The 18,721-nt window shown below is 71.8% G+C and carries 16 protein-coding genes; 5 read left to right on the top strand and 11 right to left on the bottom strand.

Going from position 1 to position 18,721, the window contains the following annotated elements:
- Positions 1-127 precede the first annotated feature (127 nt).
- The 3 genes from ABEA43_RS11885 to ABEA43_RS11875 form a co-directional block, all read right to left on the bottom strand.
- Entirely contained in the window at positions 128-793 is a 666-nt protein-coding gene (locus ABEA43_RS11885) for a sensor domain-containing protein (RefSeq protein ID WP_345561103.1), read from the bottom strand.
- Between the two features lie 72 nt (positions 794-865).
- Entirely contained in the window at positions 866-1,747 is an 882-nt protein-coding gene (locus ABEA43_RS11880; RefSeq protein WP_345561101.1) for a Crp/Fnr family transcriptional regulator, read from the bottom strand.
- A gap of 5 nt (positions 1,748-1,752) precedes the next feature.
- The gene (locus ABEA43_RS11875) at positions 1,753-1,899 is read right to left on the bottom strand and encodes a hypothetical protein (protein WP_345561100.1); all 147 of its coding nucleotides are present in this window, start codon (positions 1,897-1,899) and stop codon (positions 1,753-1,755) included.
- Positions 1,900-2,342: 443 nt separating this feature from the next.
- Between ABEA43_RS11875 and ABEA43_RS11870 the strand changes: the two genes are divergently transcribed.
- Genes ABEA43_RS11870 through ABEA43_RS11860 form a run of 3 tightly spaced genes read left to right on the top strand, consistent with a single transcriptional unit; the run spans position 2,343 to position 5,573 of the window.
- The gene (locus tag ABEA43_RS11870; RefSeq protein ID WP_345561099.1) at positions 2,343-3,422 is read left to right on the top strand and encodes an NAD(P)H-dependent amine dehydrogenase family protein; all 1,080 of its coding nucleotides are present in this window, start codon (positions 2,343-2,345) and stop codon (positions 3,420-3,422) included.
- Complete coding sequence (locus tag ABEA43_RS11865; protein WP_345561097.1) at positions 3,419-3,919, top strand: carboxymuconolactone decarboxylase family protein; 501 nt, start codon at positions 3,419-3,421, stop codon at positions 3,917-3,919. Before ABEA43_RS11870 ends, ABEA43_RS11865 begins: the two co-directional genes overlap by 4 nt.
- 25 nt (positions 3,920-3,944) lie before the next feature.
- The gene (locus tag ABEA43_RS11860) at positions 3,945-5,573 is read left to right on the top strand and encodes a GMC oxidoreductase (RefSeq protein WP_345561094.1); all 1,629 of its coding nucleotides are present in this window, start codon (positions 3,945-3,947) and stop codon (positions 5,571-5,573) included.
- Here ABEA43_RS11860 and ABEA43_RS11855 read toward each other — a convergent pair.
- Positions 5,554-6,789 carry an MFS transporter gene (locus ABEA43_RS11855; RefSeq protein ID WP_345561093.1) on the bottom strand — a complete coding sequence of 412 codons (1,236 nt, stop codon included), beginning with the start codon at positions 6,787-6,789 and terminating at the stop codon, positions 5,554-5,556. The two genes, ABEA43_RS11860 and ABEA43_RS11855, sit on opposite strands and share 20 nt — an antisense overlap.
- Before the next feature lie 138 nt (positions 6,790-6,927).
- Between ABEA43_RS11855 and ABEA43_RS11850 the strand changes: the two genes are divergently transcribed.
- Positions 6,928-7,752, top strand: a complete 825-nt coding sequence (locus ABEA43_RS11850) for an alpha/beta fold hydrolase (RefSeq protein WP_345561092.1) — start codon at positions 6,928-6,930, stop codon at positions 7,750-7,752.
- Positions 7,753-7,780: 28 nt separating this feature from the next.
- Here ABEA43_RS11850 and ABEA43_RS11845 read toward each other — a convergent pair whose 3' ends face one another.
- From ABEA43_RS11845 to ABEA43_RS11830, 4 genes are all read right to left on the bottom strand, one after another.
- Entirely contained in the window at positions 7,781-8,614 is an 834-nt protein-coding gene (locus tag ABEA43_RS11845) for a patatin-like phospholipase family protein (protein WP_345561090.1), read from the bottom strand.
- 75 nt (positions 8,615-8,689) lie between these two features.
- A complete protein-coding gene (locus tag ABEA43_RS11840; RefSeq protein ID WP_345561088.1) occupies positions 8,690-10,873 on the bottom strand; it encodes a polysaccharide lyase 8 family protein in 2,184 nt (727 codons plus the stop codon).
- A gap of 33 nt (positions 10,874-10,906) precedes the next feature.
- A complete protein-coding gene (locus ABEA43_RS11835; RefSeq protein ID WP_345561086.1) occupies positions 10,907-12,127 on the bottom strand; it encodes a hypothetical protein in 1,221 nt (406 codons plus the stop codon).
- A gap of 77 nt (positions 12,128-12,204) precedes the next feature.
- Positions 12,205-13,188 carry an AsnC family transcriptional regulator gene (locus ABEA43_RS11830; protein ID WP_345561085.1) on the bottom strand — a complete coding sequence of 328 codons (984 nt, stop codon included), beginning with the start codon at positions 13,186-13,188 and terminating at the stop codon, positions 12,205-12,207.
- A gap of 82 nt (positions 13,189-13,270) precedes the next feature.
- On the opposite strand from ABEA43_RS11830, the gene ABEA43_RS11825 reads away from it, so the two are divergent.
- On the top strand, positions 13,271-14,686 hold the full coding sequence (locus tag ABEA43_RS11825; RefSeq protein WP_345561084.1) for a DHA2 family efflux MFS transporter permease subunit: 1,416 nt from the start codon (positions 13,271-13,273) through the stop codon (positions 14,684-14,686).
- On the opposite strand, the gene ABEA43_RS11820 is transcribed toward ABEA43_RS11825, so the two are convergent.
- The 3 genes from ABEA43_RS11820 to ABEA43_RS11810 form a co-directional block, all read right to left on the bottom strand.
- Positions 14,661-15,737, bottom strand: a complete 1,077-nt coding sequence (locus ABEA43_RS11820; RefSeq protein ID WP_345561083.1) for an alpha/beta hydrolase — start codon at positions 15,735-15,737, stop codon at positions 14,661-14,663. The genes ABEA43_RS11825 and ABEA43_RS11820 overlap by 26 nt on opposite strands.
- Before the next feature lie 41 nt (positions 15,738-15,778).
- Positions 15,779-17,200 (bottom strand): WGR domain-containing protein, encoded by a 1,422-nt coding sequence (locus ABEA43_RS11815; RefSeq protein ID WP_345561082.1) that lies wholly within the window; start codon positions 17,198-17,200, stop codon positions 15,779-15,781.
- A 78-nt stretch (positions 17,201-17,278) separates the two neighbouring features.
- Positions 17,279-18,628: a right-handed parallel beta-helix repeat-containing protein gene (locus tag ABEA43_RS11810; RefSeq protein ID WP_345561080.1), complete on the bottom strand. Its 1,350-nt coding sequence runs from the start codon at positions 18,626-18,628 to the stop codon at positions 17,279-17,281.
- Between the last annotated feature and the right edge of the window lie 93 nt (positions 18,629-18,721).

Raw genomic sequence — 18,721 nt, 5'->3', positions numbered from 1 at the left:
GGATCGCGCCCGCTACGACCGGCTCGTCCGCGACCTTCTCTCCTGATGATCCCGCCCACGAAAGAGCCGGCGTGTCCAGAAGGGACACGCCGGCTGACGAGGGATCGTGTGCGGAACACCGGCGGCTCTACCGGCTCGCCGACCAGGCGGGGTCGCCGTACAGGGACGACGACGGCGCGGGCTGGGCGGCGTGGGTGAGCATGATCTGGGCCATGCTGGCCTTGAGCAGGGCCGCGATGCGGACCACCACCGGCAGCGTCAGCGCGAACAGGACGCCGGCCACGGTGTAGAAGCCGACGAACAGCAGGTCGCTGTCGCCGAGCCCGAGCTGCCAGGGCAGGGTGATCTCGGAGCCGGGGATGGCGGCGATCTGCCAGCCGTAGATGGGGAAGGTGAGCCCGGCGACGGCGCCCGCCCACCACACGACGACCAGGACGAAGGACACGATCGCGAACGGGAACGCGATGATCCCGTACAGCAGGTCCATGGCGGCCTGGCCGCTGGTCAGCGGGTTCAGCAGCCGGCGCAGGGGGCCCGCGCCCGCGGGGACGGCGGCGTACTGCGGCCGGGCCACGGGGTGGCCGAGGACGCCGGGGAGCATGACGCGCTCGACGTCGGCGAAGTTGCGGGCCAGGGCGGCGGTCGCGGCCAGGATCGGCAGGCCGATGAAGGCGACGGCGCTGCCGATACCCGCGGCGACCCCGGTGACGACGGCGGCGAACAGGATGATGGCGGCCGGGAAACCGATCAGGACATAGCGGGTGTCGGCGGTGAGGCGCTGGAGGGCTTTCATGGGGACGACGCTACGGGCGCGAACCGGGCCGGCTCGACCCTGCTCACGGCCCTTTCCACGGTAGTGCTGGCCCTACCGGCCGCCGGGTCGGAGGCCAGGGGGGAGGTAGGCGTCGAGGTCGAGGCCCGCCGCGGCCCTGGGCCGCGCGGCGCCGTCGGCTGTACCGCCCCCGATACCGCTCAAGGGACCGCCCGCCTGCCTGCGATCCCTGGTCGCGGGGAATCTCGTGAACGGCATGTCGGGTGAGTTCGCCAGGTCTCTGATGGCCCTGGGGTCGAGGATGGCCAGGGACGAGTAGCCGACGTGGATCAGGCCCGCGGCCCGCCAGCCCCTGAGCACGCGCCCGACCGACGTCTCGCTCGCGCCGATCCAGGCGGCCAGGTCGGCCTGCGAGAGCGGAGGCGCGAGGAGGTTGCGGCCCCCGACAGGACGCTCCCCGAACCGGTAGAGCACGTTGAGCAGCAGGCGGGCCAGCCGGGTGCCGAGGTCGAGCCGGTTGGACGCGTGCATTTGCCGGGTGAAATGCAGCTGGTCGTTCTGCAACTGCTCGACGAGATTGAGGATGTTCGGCAGGTCCCCGAGCACGATCTGGATGACGGCGCCGGAGATTTCGAGAATCTTTCCTTTCGTGAGTACGACTCCGAATATGTCCGCCATCTGCCCGAGCCATTGCGGGCTCTCAGGGGTGGTCGCGTGCAAGGCGTTGACCAGGTCGCCGGGCGCGGCCATATCGATGACGCAGCGACTGGTAGGCACGCTTCCCGCTTGCAGGCGGACCCAGCAGCCGTCCAGGAGAATGGTCATGGCCGGCCCGCCGGGAGCGGTCAACGTGTCGCCGGTGAAAACGTGTCGTTCGGCGCCCATGCGCGTGAGCGCCCGGCGTTCGACGTCGGACAGGCGGCTCCAGAAGTTGAGCTGGCCGGCCCGTCTCGGAGGCAGGGGAAAGGTCATCATGCCTGCTAGGAGCCGCGCATGACGTGGAGCAGGACGAGGAAGGAGCCGGCCACGAGGGCGAGCGCCAGCAGCGCGCGCACCTGGGTCATGGGCACGGCGTAGGCGATCCTGACGGCGGCGAGGCCGATCAGGAAGATGATGGCGATCGCCACCAACTCCTCGAAGGAAAAGCTGAAAGTATTTCGCATTGTCGCTCGCTTGTCTTGCCTCTTTGCCGATGTTTCTCAGGCCGGTAGGAGCCCGCACAGGGATGACCTTAGAGGTTTGCGTGCGGTTCGAGCCAGTCTGCACCGGGAGTTTGCTTATTTCCCCGGCTTTTCCCGTCTCGACCTGCGATGGCGCAGCCGGATTACGCAGTCGGACGTCTTTGTCGAAGAAATAATTCGCCCAGAGCGGGACAGATCCATACCTCCGGATAAGGATTTTCCTCCGGGCCGTAGTAAGGTTCGATCCGCGCTGACGTCACTTGCCTCTTTGCCGAGCACGCGGGCTGTCAGCCGCCGGGAGGTGGGGCCTCAGGGGTGGTAGCCAGTAGCCCCACCTCCCAACACGATCAGCTCTATACACCTAACCAAGCGCTTGCTACGCTCCGCCCATGATGACCACGGTTGTCTGGGGCACGGGCAACATCGGGCGAGCGGCCATCCGCGCGGTCGAGGCCCATCCGGGGCTGCGGCTCGCGGCGGTGCTCGTACACGATCCGGAGAAAGTCGGCCGCGACGCGGGCGACCTCGGCGGGCTCGGCCGCACCCTGGGCGTCGCCGCGACGGGCGACGTCGACGCGGTCCTGGCCGCGAGCCCGCGCGCGGTGATCTACGCGGCGTCCGGCGACATCCGCCCCGACGAGGCCCTCGCCGATATCGTCAGGGCGATCAGGGCCGGCGCGGTGGTCGTCACACCCTCGCTGTACGCGCTCTACGACCAGCGCAACGCCCCGCCCGAGCTGCGGGAGCCGGTGCTGGAGGCCATCGAGCAGGGCGGCGGCTCGCTGTTCGTCTCCGGCGTCGATCCCGGCTGGGGCAACGACGTGCTGCCCCTGCTGATCAGCGGCCTCGGCACCGTCGTGGACGCGGTCCGCTGCCAGGAGATCTTCGACTACTCCACCTACGACCAGCCCGACGCCGTACGGTATCTGGTCGGCATGGGCCAGCCCATGGACTACGAGCCGCCGATGATCGCGCCGACGGTCCCGACCATGGTGTGGGGCGGCCAGGTACGCCTGATGGCCAGAGCGCTCGGCGTCGAGCTCGACGAGATCCGCGAGACTCTGGACCGGCGCCCGCTGGAGTCCACGGTGAGCACGAGGACGATGGGCGAGTTCGAGGCGGGCACCCAGGGCGCGGTGCGGTTCGAGGTGCAGGGCGTCGTCGAGGGCGAGCCGCGCATCGTCATCGAGCACGTCACCCGCATCCACCCGTCCTGCGCGCCGGACTGGCCGGTGCCGCCCGACGGGGTCGGCGCGCACCGGGTGATCATCGAGGGCCGCCCGCGCATCGAGGTCACGGTCGAGGCCACCGACGAGGACGGCAACCGCTCGGCCGGCGGGAACGCCACCGCCGTCGGCCGCCTGGTCGGCGCCATCGACTGGCTCGCGGACGCCAAACCCGGGCTCTACGACGCGCTCGACGTGCCGCTGCGCCCCGCGACCGGCAGGCTCGGAAGGAGACGGCCGTGAAGATCGACATCCCCGAGGACAAGGACGCCATCGAGTACGTATGGGGCGAGATGGTCCCCGGCATCGGGATCGCCGCCGCGAAGTTCTCCATGTCGGTCTACACGCACACGACGCTCGGGCTGCGCGAGTTCGAGGCCGCACGGCTGCGGATCGCCCAGATCAACGGCTGCGCCTTCTGCCTCGACTGGCGGACGGAACGTGACGGGGAGCGGGTCGAGGAGGAGTTCGCCGACGCGGTGGAGCAGTGGCGCACCACGGAGGCCTTCGACGAGCGCACCCGCCTGGCCGCCGAGTACGCCGAGCGCTACGCCCTGGACCACCACGGACTCGACGAAGAATTCTGGGCGCGGATGACCGCCCGCTACAGCCAGCTCGAGATCGTCGAGCTGAGCATGAGCATCGGCTCCTGGCTGGCCTTCGGCCGGCTGAACCACGTGCTGGGCCTCGACACCGTGTGCAGGCTGCCCAGCGGCCGATCGCCCTCCGCAAGGCGATAGCCGCGTCCAAAGTGAGGAGGGTCTCGTGAGCGACAACACCTCGGCCGGTCAGGGTTCGTGGGGCGTCACGCGCCGCGGGTTCATCGCCGGAACCGGCTCTCTCCTAGGGGCCGCGGCCCTGGGCGGCCGCGCCGCCGCCGCCGTGGCCGCACCGCCGATCGCCGACGGAGCCCAGGTCGCCGCGCTGGTGATCGGCACCGGGTACGGAGGAGCCGTCGCCGCCCTGCGCCTGGCCCAGGCCGGCGTGAACGTGCACATGATCGAGATGGGCATGGCCTGGGACACGCCCGGCTCGGACGGCAAGATCTTCTGCAACACGCGGGAGCCCGACTATCGGTCGTACTGGCTGCGTACCAGGACCAAAGCGCCCCTCAACTACTTCCTCGGGTTCCCGATCGACCGGGACATCCCCCGCTACACCGGGATCCTCGACGCGGAGGAGTTCGGTGGCATCACGGTCTACCAGGGCCGCGGCGTCGGCGGCGGCTCGCTGGTCAACGGCGGCATGGCGGTCACGCCCAAGCGCGAGAACTTCGGCGCCGTCCTCCCCTCGGTGAACGCCGACGAGATGTACTCCGTCTACTACCCGCGGGCCAACGCCGGGCTCGGGGTCGGCACCATCGACCCGGCCTGGTTCGACACCACCGCCTGCTACCAGTACTCCAGAGTCGGGCGCAAGCACGCCCAGCGCTCCGGCTTCCCGTTCGTCTTCGTCCCCGACGTCTACGACTGGGACTACATGAAGCAGGAGGCGGCCGGCACCGTCACCAAGTCCGCGCTGGCCGGCGAGATCCTCTACGGCAACAACCACGGCAAGAAGTCACTGCAGCGGACGTACCTCGCCCAGGCCACGGCCACCGGCAGGGTCGCCGTCTCGGCCCTGCACAGGGTCACCTCCGTCACCCCCGCGGCCGGTGGCCGGTACACGGTCGTCATCGAGCAGCTCGCCACCAACGGCGACACCACGGCCACCAAGACCGTGACGGCGGAGCGGGTGTTCTTCGCCGCGGGCAGCGTCGGCACCAGCAAGCTGCTGGTCAAGCTGAAGGCGACCGGCGCGCTGCCCGCGCTGAACGGCGAGGTCGGCAAGGGCTGGGGCGACAACGGCAACGTCATGTGCGGGCGCGCGAACCACCTGTGGGACCCGACGGGCAGCCTCCAGTCGACCATCCCCTGCTCCGGCATCGACAACTGGGCCGCCGGAGGGGCGTTCGCCGAGGTCGCGCCGCTGCCCACCGGCATCGAGACCTTCGCCTCGTTCTACCTGTCCATCACCAGGAACCCCAACCGCGCCCAGTTCACCTGGAACGCGGCCACGGGCAAGGTCGATCTGAGCTGGCAGACCGCCTGGAAGCAGCCGTCCATCGACATGGCCAAGACGATCTTCGACAAGATCAACTCCAAGGAGGGGACGATCTACCGGACCGACCTCTTCGGCATCTACAAGATCTGGGGCGATCATCTCACGTACCACCCCCTCGGCGGAGCGGTGCTGAACAAGGCCACCGACAACTACGGCCGCCTCACCGCCTACCCCGGCCTGTACGTCATCGACGGCTCGCTGATCCCCGGGAACACCACCGTCAACCCGTTCGTCACCATCACGGCGCTGGCCGAGCGGAACATCGAGCGGATCATCGCCACCGACCTGTGACGCCGCCCCCGCGCGGCAGCAGCAGCGCGGCCCCGCACATCAGGCCGGCCGCGGCGAACATCGCGGTACGAGCATCGGCCCAGGTCGCCACCAGACCACCGAGGAGGATGAACAGCGGCTGCGTGGCCGTCGTGGCGAACGACCACAGCGTGGCGACCCGGGCCATCAGCTCGTCGGGCGTCTCCAGCTGGCGATAGCTCACCATCGTGGAGTTCGCCGCACCGGCGAACAGCAGCACCATGCCGAACCCGAAGCCGCACATCAGCAGGCCCGCGGTGCCGGGGACGGCGGCGGGGATCAGGAAGTACCAGGGGCCGCGCAGCATGCTGGCCCACCACAGGGCGGAGACGGCGCCCAGCCTGGCCACCAGCCGGGGGGCGAACCGGGCGCCGATGAAGCCGCCCAGCGAGGGGACGCCCATCAGCAGCCCGTACTGCCAGCTTTCGAAGCGCAGGTCACGCAGGTAGAAGACGGCCGAAACCGAGGCCGCCATCGAGCTGGCGCCGGCGAAGGTCACCCAGGAGATCAGGATCCGGCGCAGGGTCGGATGCCCCCAGGCGAACCGCCAGCCGGCGAACAGCTCCGCCCGTCGCGACGCGCCCGCCTCGCGCACCGGCGGGTCCGGCTCAGGGGTGCGCAGGGTCCTGATCGCCAGCGCGCTGAACAGGAAGGACACGGCGTCCACGACCAGGGCGCCCACGGCGCTGAGCAGGCCGATGAGCGCCCCCGCGGCGGACGGGCCGACCGTGATGCTGAGCCAGCGCGTGGACTCCAGGCGGCTGTTGGCCTCGATCAGGCGCTCGGCGGAGACCAGCGCCTTGAGGTGCGCCTGGGACGCGGCGGTGAACGCGATCAGGCACGTGGCGTTCACGACCGCGACCACGCACAGGTGCGTGAAGGTCAGCGCGTGCCCGGCCGCCGCGATCGGGATGCTGGCCAGGGCGGCGAACCTGACGATGTCCGTGGCGATCATCATGGGCCGCTTGCGCCTGAACTCGACGTGCCTGCCCATCGGGAAGGCCAGGAGCGCGGTGGTGATCGCGGTGAGCGCGGCCAGCAGGGCGACCTGGAACGCGGAGGCCTCGACCACGAGGACGGCGACGATCGGCAGAGCCACCATGCCCACGGCCGACCCGAGCTGACTGACGACCGATCCCCCCCACAGCCGGCGGAAGTCCGCCTGCTCGTGCGGATTCGGAGGTTGGGGGGAGCTCATTTCACAGCATTGTGTCGTAAGAGGTGATCTTGCCGGGCAAAAGTTCGCCGAGCAGCGATGATTTCCGCCGCCGGGCGGAGTCATACGTTCGTCACCCGCGACCGCGGGACGACGATGGACGGAAGGAAGCACCGGCCGATGGCGACCATTCACACGCTCGACGTGCCCGGCGCGCGCCTGCGCTACGAGGTGCGCGGCTCGGGACCGCTGCTGCTGGTCACGGGGGCCCCGATGGCGGCGGGCGACTTCGCGCCGCTCGCCGACGCGATGGCCCGCGACCACACCGTGGTCACGCACGACCCCAGGGGCATCTCGGGCAGCGTGCTCGACGACCCGGAGCAGGACTCCACCCCCGAGCTGCGGGCCGACGACCTCGCCGCGATCCTGGACGCGCTGGGCGCGGAGCAGGCCGACGTGTTCGGCAGCAGCGGCGGCGCGGTGACCGGGCTCGCGCTGGTCGCCCGGCATCCCGGCCGGGTTCGTACGCTGGTCGCGCACGAGCCGCCGTCCCTGGAGCTGCTGCCCGACGCCGCCGAGCAGCACGCCGCGGTGGACGACATGATCGAGACGTTCCACCGGCACGGGGTCGGGGCGGCGTTCGCGAAGTTCATGGCGAACGCCGGATTCGAGGACGGCGGCGAGGGCGCGCCCACCGCGCCCCCTACTGGGCCTCCCGGTGAGCCGTCGGAGCAGACTCTCGCGGACGGTGCCCGGTTCTTCGCCCACGAGCTGCGGGGCACCACCCGTTACGTGCCGGACGTGGCCGCGTTGACGGCCGGGCCCGCGCGGGTCGTGGTGGGCATCGGGGCCGGCTCGCGCTCGCTGGTCACGTACCGGACCTCCGAGGCGCTGGCCGGGCTGCTCGGCACCGAGCCGGTGGAGTTCCCCGGCGACCATGGCGGCTTCATCGGGCATGCGGCGGAGTTCGGCGAGGTCCTGCGGAAGGTGCTCATCGGCGGGTGAACCACGCGAAAGGGGCCACAAGCTGTTGTCAGCACCACATCGCCGCGACCCGGGCGGCCAGCGAGCGGCCCTGGGCGAAGCCGGCCTCGGCGCTCGGCGTGCGCACCTCGGGGGCGAGCGGGTCCAGCCCGAACGCGGCCAGCGAGTCCGGGCCGGGCTCGATCGCCTCGACGAGCACCCCGGCCCGGCTCGCGAGCTCCTTCCACGGCTCGGCCACGTCGGGCATGGGCGCCAGCACCAGCACGCGGTCGAACCCGGCCGCGAGGTCGGCGTTGGTGCTCGTACGCACGCCGCCGTCCATGTAGCGGACCCCGTCGATGCTCACGCACGGCCACACGCCGGGCACCGCGCAACTGGCCGCCACCGCGTCCACCAGCCCGGGCCCGGAGTCCGCCGTGAACAGCCTGGGCTCGCCGGTGAGCGCCTCCACGGCCACGATCACCAGGTCACGCTCGGGCCACCGGTGGACGGGCAGCCGGGCCTCGATCACCGCTCGCCGCTCGGCCTCGCTGACCGTGGCCGCGTTCAGCGCCAGCGCCCCGAGCTCGCGCCGCTGCGCGGCCGGGTCGGAGGTGCCCTCGTAGATCCGCTGGAACTGGGCCCACAGCTGATCCATCGGCACTCCGCTGGCCAGCTCGGGCGTCTGGCGGGCCGGATCGATCTGCCGCGCCAGCAGCTCGGACAATGAGAGCCCGCTGGTGATCTGCGCGGCGACGGTCGAGCCCGCCGACGTTCCGATGATCCGGTCGGCGGTGGTGACGTCCACGCCGCCGTCGGCGAGCGCGGCCAGCACGCCCGTCTCCCACGCGATCCCGGCGACCCCGCCACCGCCCAGCACCAGTGCCCGTTTCGTGTCGCTCATCCGGCTATCATCCTCGTCCCTGACCTCTGCCGGAACATCGGCCTCCCCGGGCGTCCCGGTTCTCTTCCGACAAGGTCAACGTAGCCGTACGGTGACGGTCTTCGACGCGCCCTCCTGATCGGCCAGGCGGCCGAACCTGAGCGTCGAGCCGTCCAGCAGCGCGTCGCCGTCCAGGAGCGCGGCGATCGGCCGGTCCCAGGTCACGGCCAGCTCGTCCAGGTCACAACGAGGGTCCGACACGGTCAGCGTGGCGGTGCCGCCGGCGAGCTCCCTGACCAGGACCGCGCAGGGAGCGGAGGCGGTCAGGCCGCCGGCGCTCCCGGCGTTCCAGAACCCGGCCGCGGTGATCCCCAGCGAGGGCACGTGGACGGCCTGGAGCCGGGCGGTGTTGGCGAGCACGCGCACCCAGCCGGCATCGGCGGCCCTGGCGCGGGTCGCCTCCTGGCTCGCGCCGGGCAGCAGCAGGTAGACGTAGCCCGCCGCGCGGGGGTCGAGACCGTGGTCGAGCCAGAGGGTCACGTAGTCGCGGGCCGCGCCGCCGCCGGTGCGCCGCTCGCGCGACGTGCGCGGGAGCCCGCCGTCGCGCAGGACGTATCCGCCGTGGCCCTCCAGGTGCGCCCAGCCGGGGCCACTGGTGAGGGCGGCGGCGGTCCTGCGGTTGTCCACGATCGTCTCGACCGGCGTGCCGTCCGCGCCGGTGATGCCCGCGCCGAGGCAGACGATCGCGTCATCCAGGAAGATCCACGACTTGAACGCCTCCATCGTGCTCTCCAGGCCGTTCAGGTGCTGGCCGGCGATCGCGTACGTGCCGTCGGTCGCGCCCCCGACCCACCGGCCGGGCGGGCAGGTGTCGCCCCACCCCTCGCCCGCGCCGTCGGGCAGCCGCCGGGCCGAGACGGTCGTGCCGGGCAGGCGGTAGGGGTCGACGGTGCTCCAGAACGAGTCCGAGTACTGGTCGCCGTGCCCTTCGGCCCACCAGTAGAGCATCCCCGAGCCGGTGTGCCAGCCGCGCAGGTTCTCGCCGTTGCCGTGCTCGTAGTGGCCGATCCGGTACGAGGCCATGCTGAGCGCCGCGCACCAGCCCGGCCTGCGGTGCACGGCCCTGGCGCTCATCGGCAGCAGCCGGTGCCCGGACGGCTCGGGAGCGGCCGGGACGGCGTCGTCGGCCAGGACCGCCGACAGGCGCGCGTGAAAGGCCGTCGGCCGGTACGTGCTCCGCGCCGCCCACCCTTTGACCAGGGCCTGCCAGCGGGCCCGTTCCGCGGCCGAGGCGCTCTCCCCCAGCAGCAGGATCGCGGCGGCGATCTCCCGTCCCTTCTCGTGGTCGCCGAACGGCCTCCTGCCCACTCCCCTGCCGCGCACCAGGTCCATGCAGGCACCGTCGCGGACGAAAGGCGCGAACGACCGCTCCACCATGTCGAAGACGTTCTGGTCGACGACCTCCCACGGCGAGCCGCGCAGCACCGCGAACAGCGTCGCCAGCCCCGACAGCAGCGTCACCCCGTAGGCCCCCTGGTAGGGGACGTGCGTGTGCTGGATGAACGAGCCGTCCCGGTAGAACCCGTCGCCCTCGGAGACCAGGCGGAACACCGGGGACAGCGCCGAGGCGGCCAGCTCGGCCCTGCCGTGGTCGGATCCGAGGATGGCGCGCAGCAGCAGCACCACGCACAGGTCCACGCGGTTGGCCGCGGTGCTGGTGCCGCTGTAGTCGGAGAAGCGGCGGGCGGGGACGAAGTGGTCCACCGCGTCGCGCAGGTCCGCGCTCCGCCGCTCGCTCAGGTGGGGGCCGATCAGCACGGCGGCGTCGAGCAGCGCCTTGGGCACGCCGATCTCCCAGTGCCACCAGTTGCCGGCCGGCTCCGCGCCCGCCGCGTACACGTGCCGCCGGTAGTGGTCCACGCCGGTGGCGACGGCCGCCGCCAGGCTCGCGTCGCCGGTCAGGCCGGTGCCCTCCAGCGCGTACGCGTGCGCCATGGTCCGCAGCCGCCGCGGCGTGGCCACGAACGAGGGGAAGCGCTGGTCCGGCCAGAGCGACGTGCGGCCGGGCGCCATGCTGTCGCGATACCGGGCGGCCGCCCGGCCCAGCTCCGGATACGGCCGCGCAGCGGGCCCCGCGGTCACTTCCAGCCAGCGGCGGCGTAATCGGATGAACGTGTCGTCCGGCGTGTACGCGACCTCCGCGGGAACCAGCGCTCCCAGCGCTCCTGCCGCGGACACGCCGCCGAGCCGCAGGAACGCTCGCCTCGATGGCCGGTGCACGCCCCGATTATCACGTGCCCAGGGACCAACAGGTCAGCGCAGGGCGGTGAACCAGTCGAGCACCTTCGGCAGCGCGCGGTACGCGGACGTCCGGTGATCGACGTCCCCCACGTCGGTCAGCGACGCCTTGACCCCGCTCGCCCGCAGGTCGCGCAGGCAGCTCTCGGAGTTGGTGAACGCCACGTCCCCGTCGCTCCGCGCGGCGAACAGCTTGACCCGCACGCCAGGCCGCCAGCCCGCGCAGGTCGCGTCGTTGGCCTCCAGCGCCCGCAGCAGCGTCCCCGACGGCTTCGCGAGCCGCTCCAGGTAGGCGGCGGTGACCAGGTCGCGCGGCGAGGCGGGCAGCCCGGCCACGATCTCCTCGAAGCTGTGCCCCCCGTCGAACAGCTTCTCCACCCCCGGGTCCCGGAACACCTCGGACGGCGAGCCGTAGAGGCCGTGCAGCCGGTTCATCGAGACCGTCCAGTACGCCAGGTAGAACGTCGCACTGTGCGGGTCGAGCCGGTCGTCGAGCAGCGCGGGCAGCTCGGCGTCCTTGACGTCGTACGGCCCCGCGATCGGCGCCACCCCGCGCAGCCGCGTCGCGGGATCGCCCCGCAGCTCCTTGCTCAGCGCCATGGCCGCGTGCCCGCCCTGCGAGAACCCGGTGACCAGCACGTCGCCGCTGAGCGTCCGCCCCTCGCGCCCGGCCAGCTCGCGCGCCGCGCGCAGCAGGTCGGCGGAGGCCGAAGCCTCGCTGGCCGCGTCCATGTACGGATGGAAGCCCGGCCCCTTGCCCAGCCCCAGGTAGTCGGGCGCCACCCCGGCGAACCCGGCGGCGGCGAACATCAGCGGCGTCGTCCGCCCGTCACCGTCGGACACTGATCCGGCATCGTCCTTGGTGGCCAGGGTGCCGTGCTCGTAGACGACCGTCCACAGCCCCTTCCTCGACCGCTGCGGCAGCGCGACCACGCCGCTGGCCGTCGTCGGCGTGCCGTCCACCGCGACGGTGCGGTAGACGACCGCGTACAGGTCGGCGCCCTGGGCCCGCGCGGGCACGGGGAACTTCGCCTCGGTGAGGTGGGCCCTGACCTGCTCGGCCGAGAAGCGCCCCAGCAGGTCGGCGGAGACGATCGAGCCCCTGTTTCCGATCGTCGCCACGTCGTTCGTGACCGCATTGTTCGTGACCGCCAGCGCCGCCGGAGCGGTCGCCGTGGCCAGGACGAACCCGGCGCAGGCCAGGGCGAGCAACCGCGTTCTCATGGGAGTTCTCATGCCTCAGAACGCTACGAACCAGGGCGATCGGCCCCCAGCCTGCGCGCCACCCACCTGGTGGTAGTGCCTGCCTCACCTCAGACGGGGAGCACAGCCCCCGCCCGCTTGATGGTCCTGATGATCGGCGCGGTCTCGATGTGCCTGATGGCGGGCAGCGCGCCCAGGCTGCCGGTCAGGTAGTGGTAGAACGCCGTGTCGTCGCGGCACACGACGCTGGCCGTCAGGTTGGCCGAGCCGGTCGTCACGCCGACGAACGCGACCTCGGGATGCCGGGCGAGCGCCTGCCCCGTCGCCTCCAGGTCGGCCGGCGGCACCGACATCAGCAGCTGTGCCTCCAGCCGGTAGTCCAGCAGCGTGGGCAGCACGTCCATGTCGAAGAACAGCGCACCGGACGCGCAGAGCTGGTCCATGCGGCGCCTGACCGTCGACTCCGACCAGCCGGTCACGCCCGCCAGGTCGGCGTAGGCCGCCCGGCCGTCCCGCGACAGCATCTCCAGCATGGCCTCGTCCCCCGGGCCGAGCTCCAGCCGCTCGCCCTCGCCCACCCGGCCGTGCACCCGGCCCGCCTCCAGGTGCGCCTTCTGGCCGGGCGAGAGCACGGCCAGCCCGGCCCAGCCGACCCGCCCGCCGACGAAGGTGTGCAGCGTCCTGTGCGCCGAGATGCCCAGCACGCGGTTGGTCCGCGCCAGCTTGCCGAGCAGCAGCGACTCGCGCTCCTGGGCCGTGCGCTGGAGCGCGCCGCAGGAGATCTCGGTGCCGCCGGACAACAGGTGCACCCAGAACGTGTCGGTGCGCCGCCCCAGCGCCTCGGCGATCGGGACGGCCGCGTCGGGGGTGCAGCGCAGCCTGATCGACCACGACTCGTAGCCGAGCCGCCGCCCGTCCACGACGCCGACGACCCTGACCATGCCGGTGGAGCGCAGGCGCCGGTAGCGGCGCGCCACCCGCTGGTCGGACACGCCGAGCACCTCGCCGATCCGGCTGAACGAGGCCCGCCCGTCCACCTGCAACGCGTGCAGCAGCCCTCGGTCCACCTCGTCCAGATCGATGATTTCCACCATCACAAGGTATCCGACACGGAAAACCAGCAGAACTGCGCTGATGACTGGCGAATACCAGCAGGCAGCCGCGACTGTAGTCGCCATGACGCACACTCATGCTTCCGAGACGGGGACGGCCCCCTGGTCACCGCTGGTGGCCGCCGGTCTGGGCGCCTTCATGCTGCTCGTCGACGTCACCATCGTCATGGTGGCGCTGCCCGGCATCACCGCCGATCTCCACCTGTCGTTCAGCGGCACGCAGTGGCTGCTGGACGGCTACGCGCTGGCCCTGGCCGCTTTGTTGCTCGCCGCCGGTTCCGTCGCCGACCACGTGGGCCGGCGCCGGGTCTATCTGGCGGCGCTGGCCGTGTTCGCACTGGCCTCGCTCGCCTGCGGGCTGGCCCCTTCCGGCGGTCTGCTGCTGGCCGCCCGCGTGCTGCAGGGCGGGGGCGGGGCCGCCATGATGGCCACCACGCTCGCACTCATCAGCGCCACCTATCACGGCAGGCAGCGCGGGATCGCGTTCGGCGTGTGGGGCGGCATCAACGGGGCCGCCGCGGCCATCGCCCCCGTGCTCGGCGGCCTGCTCACCGAGCACCTGCACTGGCGGGCCATCTTCCTGGTGAACCTGCCCATCAGCCTGGCCGCCGCCTGGCTCACCCTGCGCACGGTCAAGGAGTCGCGCCTGCCCGGCGGGTCCAGGCTCGACTGGGCGGGCATGGTCACGTTCACGGTGGCGGCGGGCGCGCTCACGTACGGGCTCATCGAGGCCGGGCAGCACGGCTGGACGGCGGCGCGGACGCTGCTGCCGCTGGCCGGGGCCGCCGTCTCGGCGGTGGCCTTCCTGGTCGCCGAGACGCGCAGCGCGCACCCGATGCTGGACCTGAGGATGTTCGCCGGGCGGTCGTTCAGCGGGATCATGGCGGGGGCCACGCTGCTCATGCCCGCCGCGTTCGCCTGCCTGGCCTTCACCTCGCTCTGGCTGCAGCAGGACCTCGGGCTCGGGCCCGTGATGACCGGGCTGGCACTGTCGCCGATGGCCGTCACGTCCCTGCTGGTCTCGATCGCCGGCTCCCGGCTGTTCCCCCGGCTGTCGCCCAGGGCGGCCATCGGCGGCGGGCTGCTGCTGATCGCCGCGGGCGCGCTCCTGCAGGGCCTGCTCGGCCCGCACTCCACCTGGGCGGCGCTGACACCCGGACTGATCGTGACGGGCATCGGCGTGGGGCTGGCCATCCCGTCGCTCAGCTCCGCCGCGATGGCCTACGCCCCGCCGCAGCGCGCGGGCATGGCGGCGGGCACCGTGAACACGGTCAGGCAGCTCGGGTACGCGCTCGGCATCGCCGTGCTCGGCATCCTGTACCAGGGAGACCTGGTCCCGTACGCGGCGCTGAACGACGTCTACCGGACCAGCGCGGTCGTCGGCCTGGTCGCGGGCCTGCTGGTGCTGGCGGCCGTCCGCCCGGTCACCCGGCAGACCGCAGCCCGCGAGCCCGTCACGGGAGCAGGGGTCCGCGGGTGAGCCAGGCGAGCCCGGCGACGAGGTGGACCCGCCACCAGTAGGGGTCGTGGCCGCCCTGCCACTCCTGGTGCACGTGCTCGACGCCCCGTTCGGTCAACCGCTCCGCCAGCATCCTGGCGCACTCGCGGAAGCCGGGCTCGATCGTGCCCGCGGCGAGGTAGCGGGGCGTCCGCACGCCGGCGACGAGCTGGCCGGGCAGCAGGTTCGGGCTGAGCGCCACGGCGGCCGCGATCCTGTCGGGCCGCCGGTCGGCCGCCGCCAGCGCGAACGCCGCGCCGTTGGAGAACCCCGCGGTGATCACGCAGGTCGCCTCCGGCAGGTCGGGCAGCACCTCGTCCACGGCGAACGCCAGGTGTCTCCCGAAGCGGACCGGGTCGAACGGGAGCACGTACTCCCGCGTCCTGCCGTCGGGCAGCTCGCCGCCGGCGTCGCTGTGCAGCCCGGCCAGCGTGATCGGCGGCAGGACCCCTGCGGAGATCGCCGCCTCCAGCACGCCGGCGTAGCCGGTGGTGGACTGCCCGTCGGCGAGCAGGCACAGCGGCATCGGGCCGGCCGCCCCGTGCGGCCGGTAGATCGTGACCTCGCGCGGCCCGCCGAGGCTGCGGCTCTCGATCGTCCGGGTCGTCACCGTCCCTGCCAGGGGGTCGGCGGCCGGGGGCGCGGGGGCGGCGCGTGACCCGTGCCAGATCCGCTCCACCTCCTGCGCCTCGTCGTCATCGGCGGGCAGCACGGTGATGCTGATCACGGCGGTGTCGAGGTGCCGCACGCGCACCGACACCTCCCACAGGTCGTCGGCGCCCTTCACCGGCCACAGCGGCAGCTGCAGGCCCGTGACCAGCCGGGCCTTGGCGCCCTGCCAGAGCACGTGCAGGACGTCGTCCTCGCCCCACACCGCCAGCGGCCCCCCGTCCAGCCGCGCCCGCAGCTCGGCCGGCTTGCGCCGCCGCCACACCCTGACGAGCTCGGCGCCGCCGGGCAGCGGCCGCGCGTAGCTCCTCCTGGCGCGCCAGCGGTTCCCGGCGAGCGTGGCCTGTCCGTCGTCGACCTGCATACCTGTACGAAAGACCGCGCCGGGCACGTGCGCAAGAGCTGTCAGAGCATGCGCTTGATCTCCCCGTACGCCCGGTAGAAGCCGCCGCGCCCGGCCGAGCGCAGGCCCTCCACGATGTACCGGGCGCCCGCCTCCCTGATGTCCTTGGGGAACTGCACGTGCCACGACTCGTAGCCGGGGCTGACCACGCGGACCCGCAGCCGCTCGCCCTCCCTGACGCACTCGACGACCACGCCGTCGCCCGCGTCCGCGCCGGCCGAGACCGTCTCCACCACGATCGAGGGCTCGACCACTTCCAGCGACGCCGCCGCCTTGACGTCGAGCGGCTGCGGCACGCTGCCCGCGCGGGCCGCGGCGATGGCCGCCTCGCTCGCGTCGATGCAGGCCAGCGAGCCGTCGGTGGTGACGATGTAGAGGCGGTCGTCCAGGAACTGCATGGAGAACGCCGACCCGCAGCCGGTGCCGAGCTTCCACAGCCGCTCGCCGGAGGCGTCGAAGCAGTAGACCGAGGAGGAGTTGTCGCCGGCGAAGACGTGCCGCCCGCCCGGCGAGGTGGCGCAGGAGTAGACGGCGCCGTCGCACTGGTAGACGGCCTCGACGCGGCCGTCGCCCTTGGCCAGGCGGTGCACGGTGCGGCGGCCGGTGCCGGCGTAGACGGAGTGCTCCTCCTGCCAGCCGAACAGCACCTGGTCCGCCACCGAGCTCTCCCAGACGATCCGGCCGTCGGCGGCGTCGTAGCGGGCGACGCCGCGCGAGTGGCCGTGGTAGACGGACTCCTCGTCGCACCTGACCATCCAGGCGGAGTTGCCGGTGCCGGGGCGCGACCACTGGAACTCATCCTCGTAGTCGATCGTGGTGACCCGGCCGGTCCTGTCGGAGACGCCGAGCACGCCGTCGTGGATGTCGAGCCAGTAGATGTCCACGTCGGCGGCGATCTCGTACGCGGCCCGCGGCACCTTCCCGCTCAGGTCGTACACGCGGCCGTCGTCGCAGCCCGCGTAGATCCAGAAGTCGTCGGCCACGATGCACTTGACGCCGTCGGGCAGCCGGAAGCGCCCGGTCACGGTGCCGGAGTGGGCGACGGTGTAGACGTCGCCGCGCTGGTTGCCGACCCAGCAGCGCTCCTCGTCCACGAAGATGCCGAACGCGGCGGCGCCGCTGTCGAAGCGCCACAGGACCGGCGCCTGCTTGGCGGTCGAGCGGGTGCTGGCGATGGCCCTGCGGGTGATGGCCCTGGCCTGCCGCACCCCGCGTACGGCCGGGGCGTAGCCCTTGCGCGCCTTCTCGCCGACCTTCTTCGCGGCCGCGGCCTGGGCCTTGGCCGCGGTGGGGAAGCCGGAGACCTTCGTCTGGCCGGCCTCCCCGATGCGCCCGTAGGTGATCGTGACCTGCGTCCCCACCACGGTCACCTCGTAGAACTTGTGCGATCCGCCGCCGTCCTCAGACAACTCGAGGTAGGTCATGTCCGCATATCTCCTGGTTTTCCGGGCGTGATCAATTGCTCGGGAGACTAGAGCACGGCGGCGACAAAAGACGGGGCTTTACTTGTCGTACTCGTACGCCCCCGCGTCGACCGCGCCGTCACTGCCGTCGATCGCCCGCCCGGTCACGTCGTCGTCGCTGAACTTCGCGATCCCGAGGTCGATGGCCGGGCTGCCGGCGCGCAGGCTCAGCGGGTTCGCCGTGTTCGTGAGGTTGAACCGCGGGTCGGCCTCGACGTTGTTCGAGCCGCCCATCTGGTGCTGCCCGTCGGTGAAGAACACGTTGTGGTGGCTGTCGGTGACGTTCGGGCCGTAGGCGGTCTTGACCACGGCCTGGACGATGTTCTGCGACATCGACAGGTGGGCGTTGGTGCAGCCCGCGTCGCAGACGACGCCCTGGGACTCGGCGTTGGTCAGGTGCACGCTGTTGTTGCGGAAGACGGTGCCCAGCACCGGGCCGTTGGGGTCGGGGTCCTCGCCGGGCTCCTGCGGGCCGCGGGTGATCAAGGCCGTGCGCGTCTCAGGCCCGTCGATCACGTTGTACTCGAAGACGTTGCCCGAGGTGCCGTCGGGGTCGGCGGGCGAGCCGTCCGGCTTGGTCTCCTTGCTGGTGCCGAGCTCGGTGAAGGTGTCGTTGTCCACCGCGATGTTGTGGTGGACGTGGTTCCTGGAGCCGAGGAAGATCTCCACGGCCGCGCCGTCCATGCCGTAGTCGTAGCTGAACGCGATCGAGCCGCGGATCTCGTTCCAGCTGATGTTGGAGTCGTCACCCTGCACGAGCATCGCGAACGCGCCCGAGTCGTCATTGTCGTTGTCGTCAGTGAGCTTGCTCATGTGGTTGTTGTCGACGAAATCGTTGGCCGTCACCGCGGTGTAGGCCGCCTCTGGCTCGATGTAGACCCCGGCCGCGGCGCCGGTGATGTAATTCCGTTCGATCACGTTGTGGTCGCCGGTCACTTTGATGCCGGCCCATGTGCAGCGCCCGACGTCCTGAGCCCGGCCGACCTGGAGGTTGTACACCTCGATGTGCGACCCCTCCAGGCTCACGCACGCCTCGGTGTCTCCCGCGACGATCGGCCTGGCGGTGCTCGTGCCGTAGGAGTCCACCACGATCGGCGCCGCGGGGGTGCCCGACTCGGCGATCGCGAGCTGCTGCCCCTGCCAGGCGCTGCCGCGGCGCAGCAGCAGCTTCGAGCCGGGGTCGAGGGCCGCCGCCGAGGCCTTGGTGAGGGTCTTCCACGCGGTGGCCTCGGTGAGGCCGTTCGCCGCGTCGTTGCCGTTGACGGAGTCCACGTAGCGGACGGTGGCGGCCGCGTACGCGGGGCCCGCGGTGAGAAGGGTGGCGAGGGGGATGGCGGTGAGGGCTAGCGCCGACGCCGCCGTGCCGATTCGCAGGTTCCAGCCAGACATTCAGCCTCCAGAACGGCCGGGGTCCTCGTCACACGACGAAGATCATCCCCGGCTTGCGGCTGATACATTAACTGCCTTTTAGTCGGAAATCAT

It is taken from the genome of Nonomuraea rosea (assembly GCF_039539705.1).
Classification (GTDB): domain Bacteria; phylum Actinomycetota; class Actinomycetes; order Streptosporangiales; family Streptosporangiaceae; genus Nonomuraea; species Nonomuraea rosea.
This window is presented reverse-complemented; position numbering and strand designations above follow the sequence as displayed.

What these genes read in the sequence shown, in the direction of transcription:
- ABEA43_RS11820 (WP_345561083.1), bottom strand. Translation starts at nt 15,737, where the DNA reads ATGCAGGTCGACGACGGACAGGCCACGCTCGCCGGGAACCGCTGGCGC.
- ABEA43_RS11880 (WP_345561101.1), bottom strand. Translation starts at nt 1,747, where the DNA reads ATGATGACCTTTCCCCTGCCTCCGAGACGGGCCGGCCAGCTCAACTTC.
- ABEA43_RS11830 (WP_345561085.1), bottom strand. Translation starts at nt 13,188, where the DNA reads ATGGTGGAAATCATCGATCTGGACGAGGTGGACCGAGGGCTGCTGCAC.
- ABEA43_RS11870 (WP_345561099.1), top strand. Translation starts at nt 2,343, where the DNA reads ATGATGACCACGGTTGTCTGGGGCACGGGCAACATCGGGCGAGCGGCC.
- ABEA43_RS11810 (WP_345561080.1), bottom strand. Translation starts at nt 18,628, where the DNA reads ATGTCTGGCTGGAACCTGCGAATCGGCACGGCGGCGTCGGCGCTAGCC.
- ABEA43_RS11845 (WP_345561090.1), bottom strand. Translation starts at nt 8,614, where the DNA reads ATGAGCGACACGAAACGGGCACTGGTGCTGGGCGGTGGCGGGGTCGCC.
- ABEA43_RS11835 (WP_345561086.1), bottom strand. Translation starts at nt 12,127, where the DNA reads ATGAGAACTCCCATGAGAACGCGGTTGCTCGCCCTGGCCTGCGCCGGG.
- ABEA43_RS11850 (WP_345561092.1), top strand. Translation starts at nt 6,928, where the DNA reads ATGGCGACCATTCACACGCTCGACGTGCCCGGCGCGCGCCTGCGCTAC.
- ABEA43_RS11855 (WP_345561093.1), bottom strand. Translation starts at nt 6,789, where the DNA reads ATGAGCTCCCCCCAACCTCCGAATCCGCACGAGCAGGCGGACTTCCGC.
- ABEA43_RS11825 (WP_345561084.1), top strand. Translation starts at nt 13,271, where the DNA reads ATGACGCACACTCATGCTTCCGAGACGGGGACGGCCCCCTGGTCACCG.
- ABEA43_RS11815 (WP_345561082.1), bottom strand. Translation starts at nt 17,200, where the DNA reads ATGACCTACCTCGAGTTGTCTGAGGACGGCGGCGGATCGCACAAGTTC.
- ABEA43_RS11885 (WP_345561103.1), bottom strand. Translation starts at nt 793, where the DNA reads ATGAAAGCCCTCCAGCGCCTCACCGCCGACACCCGCTATGTCCTGATC.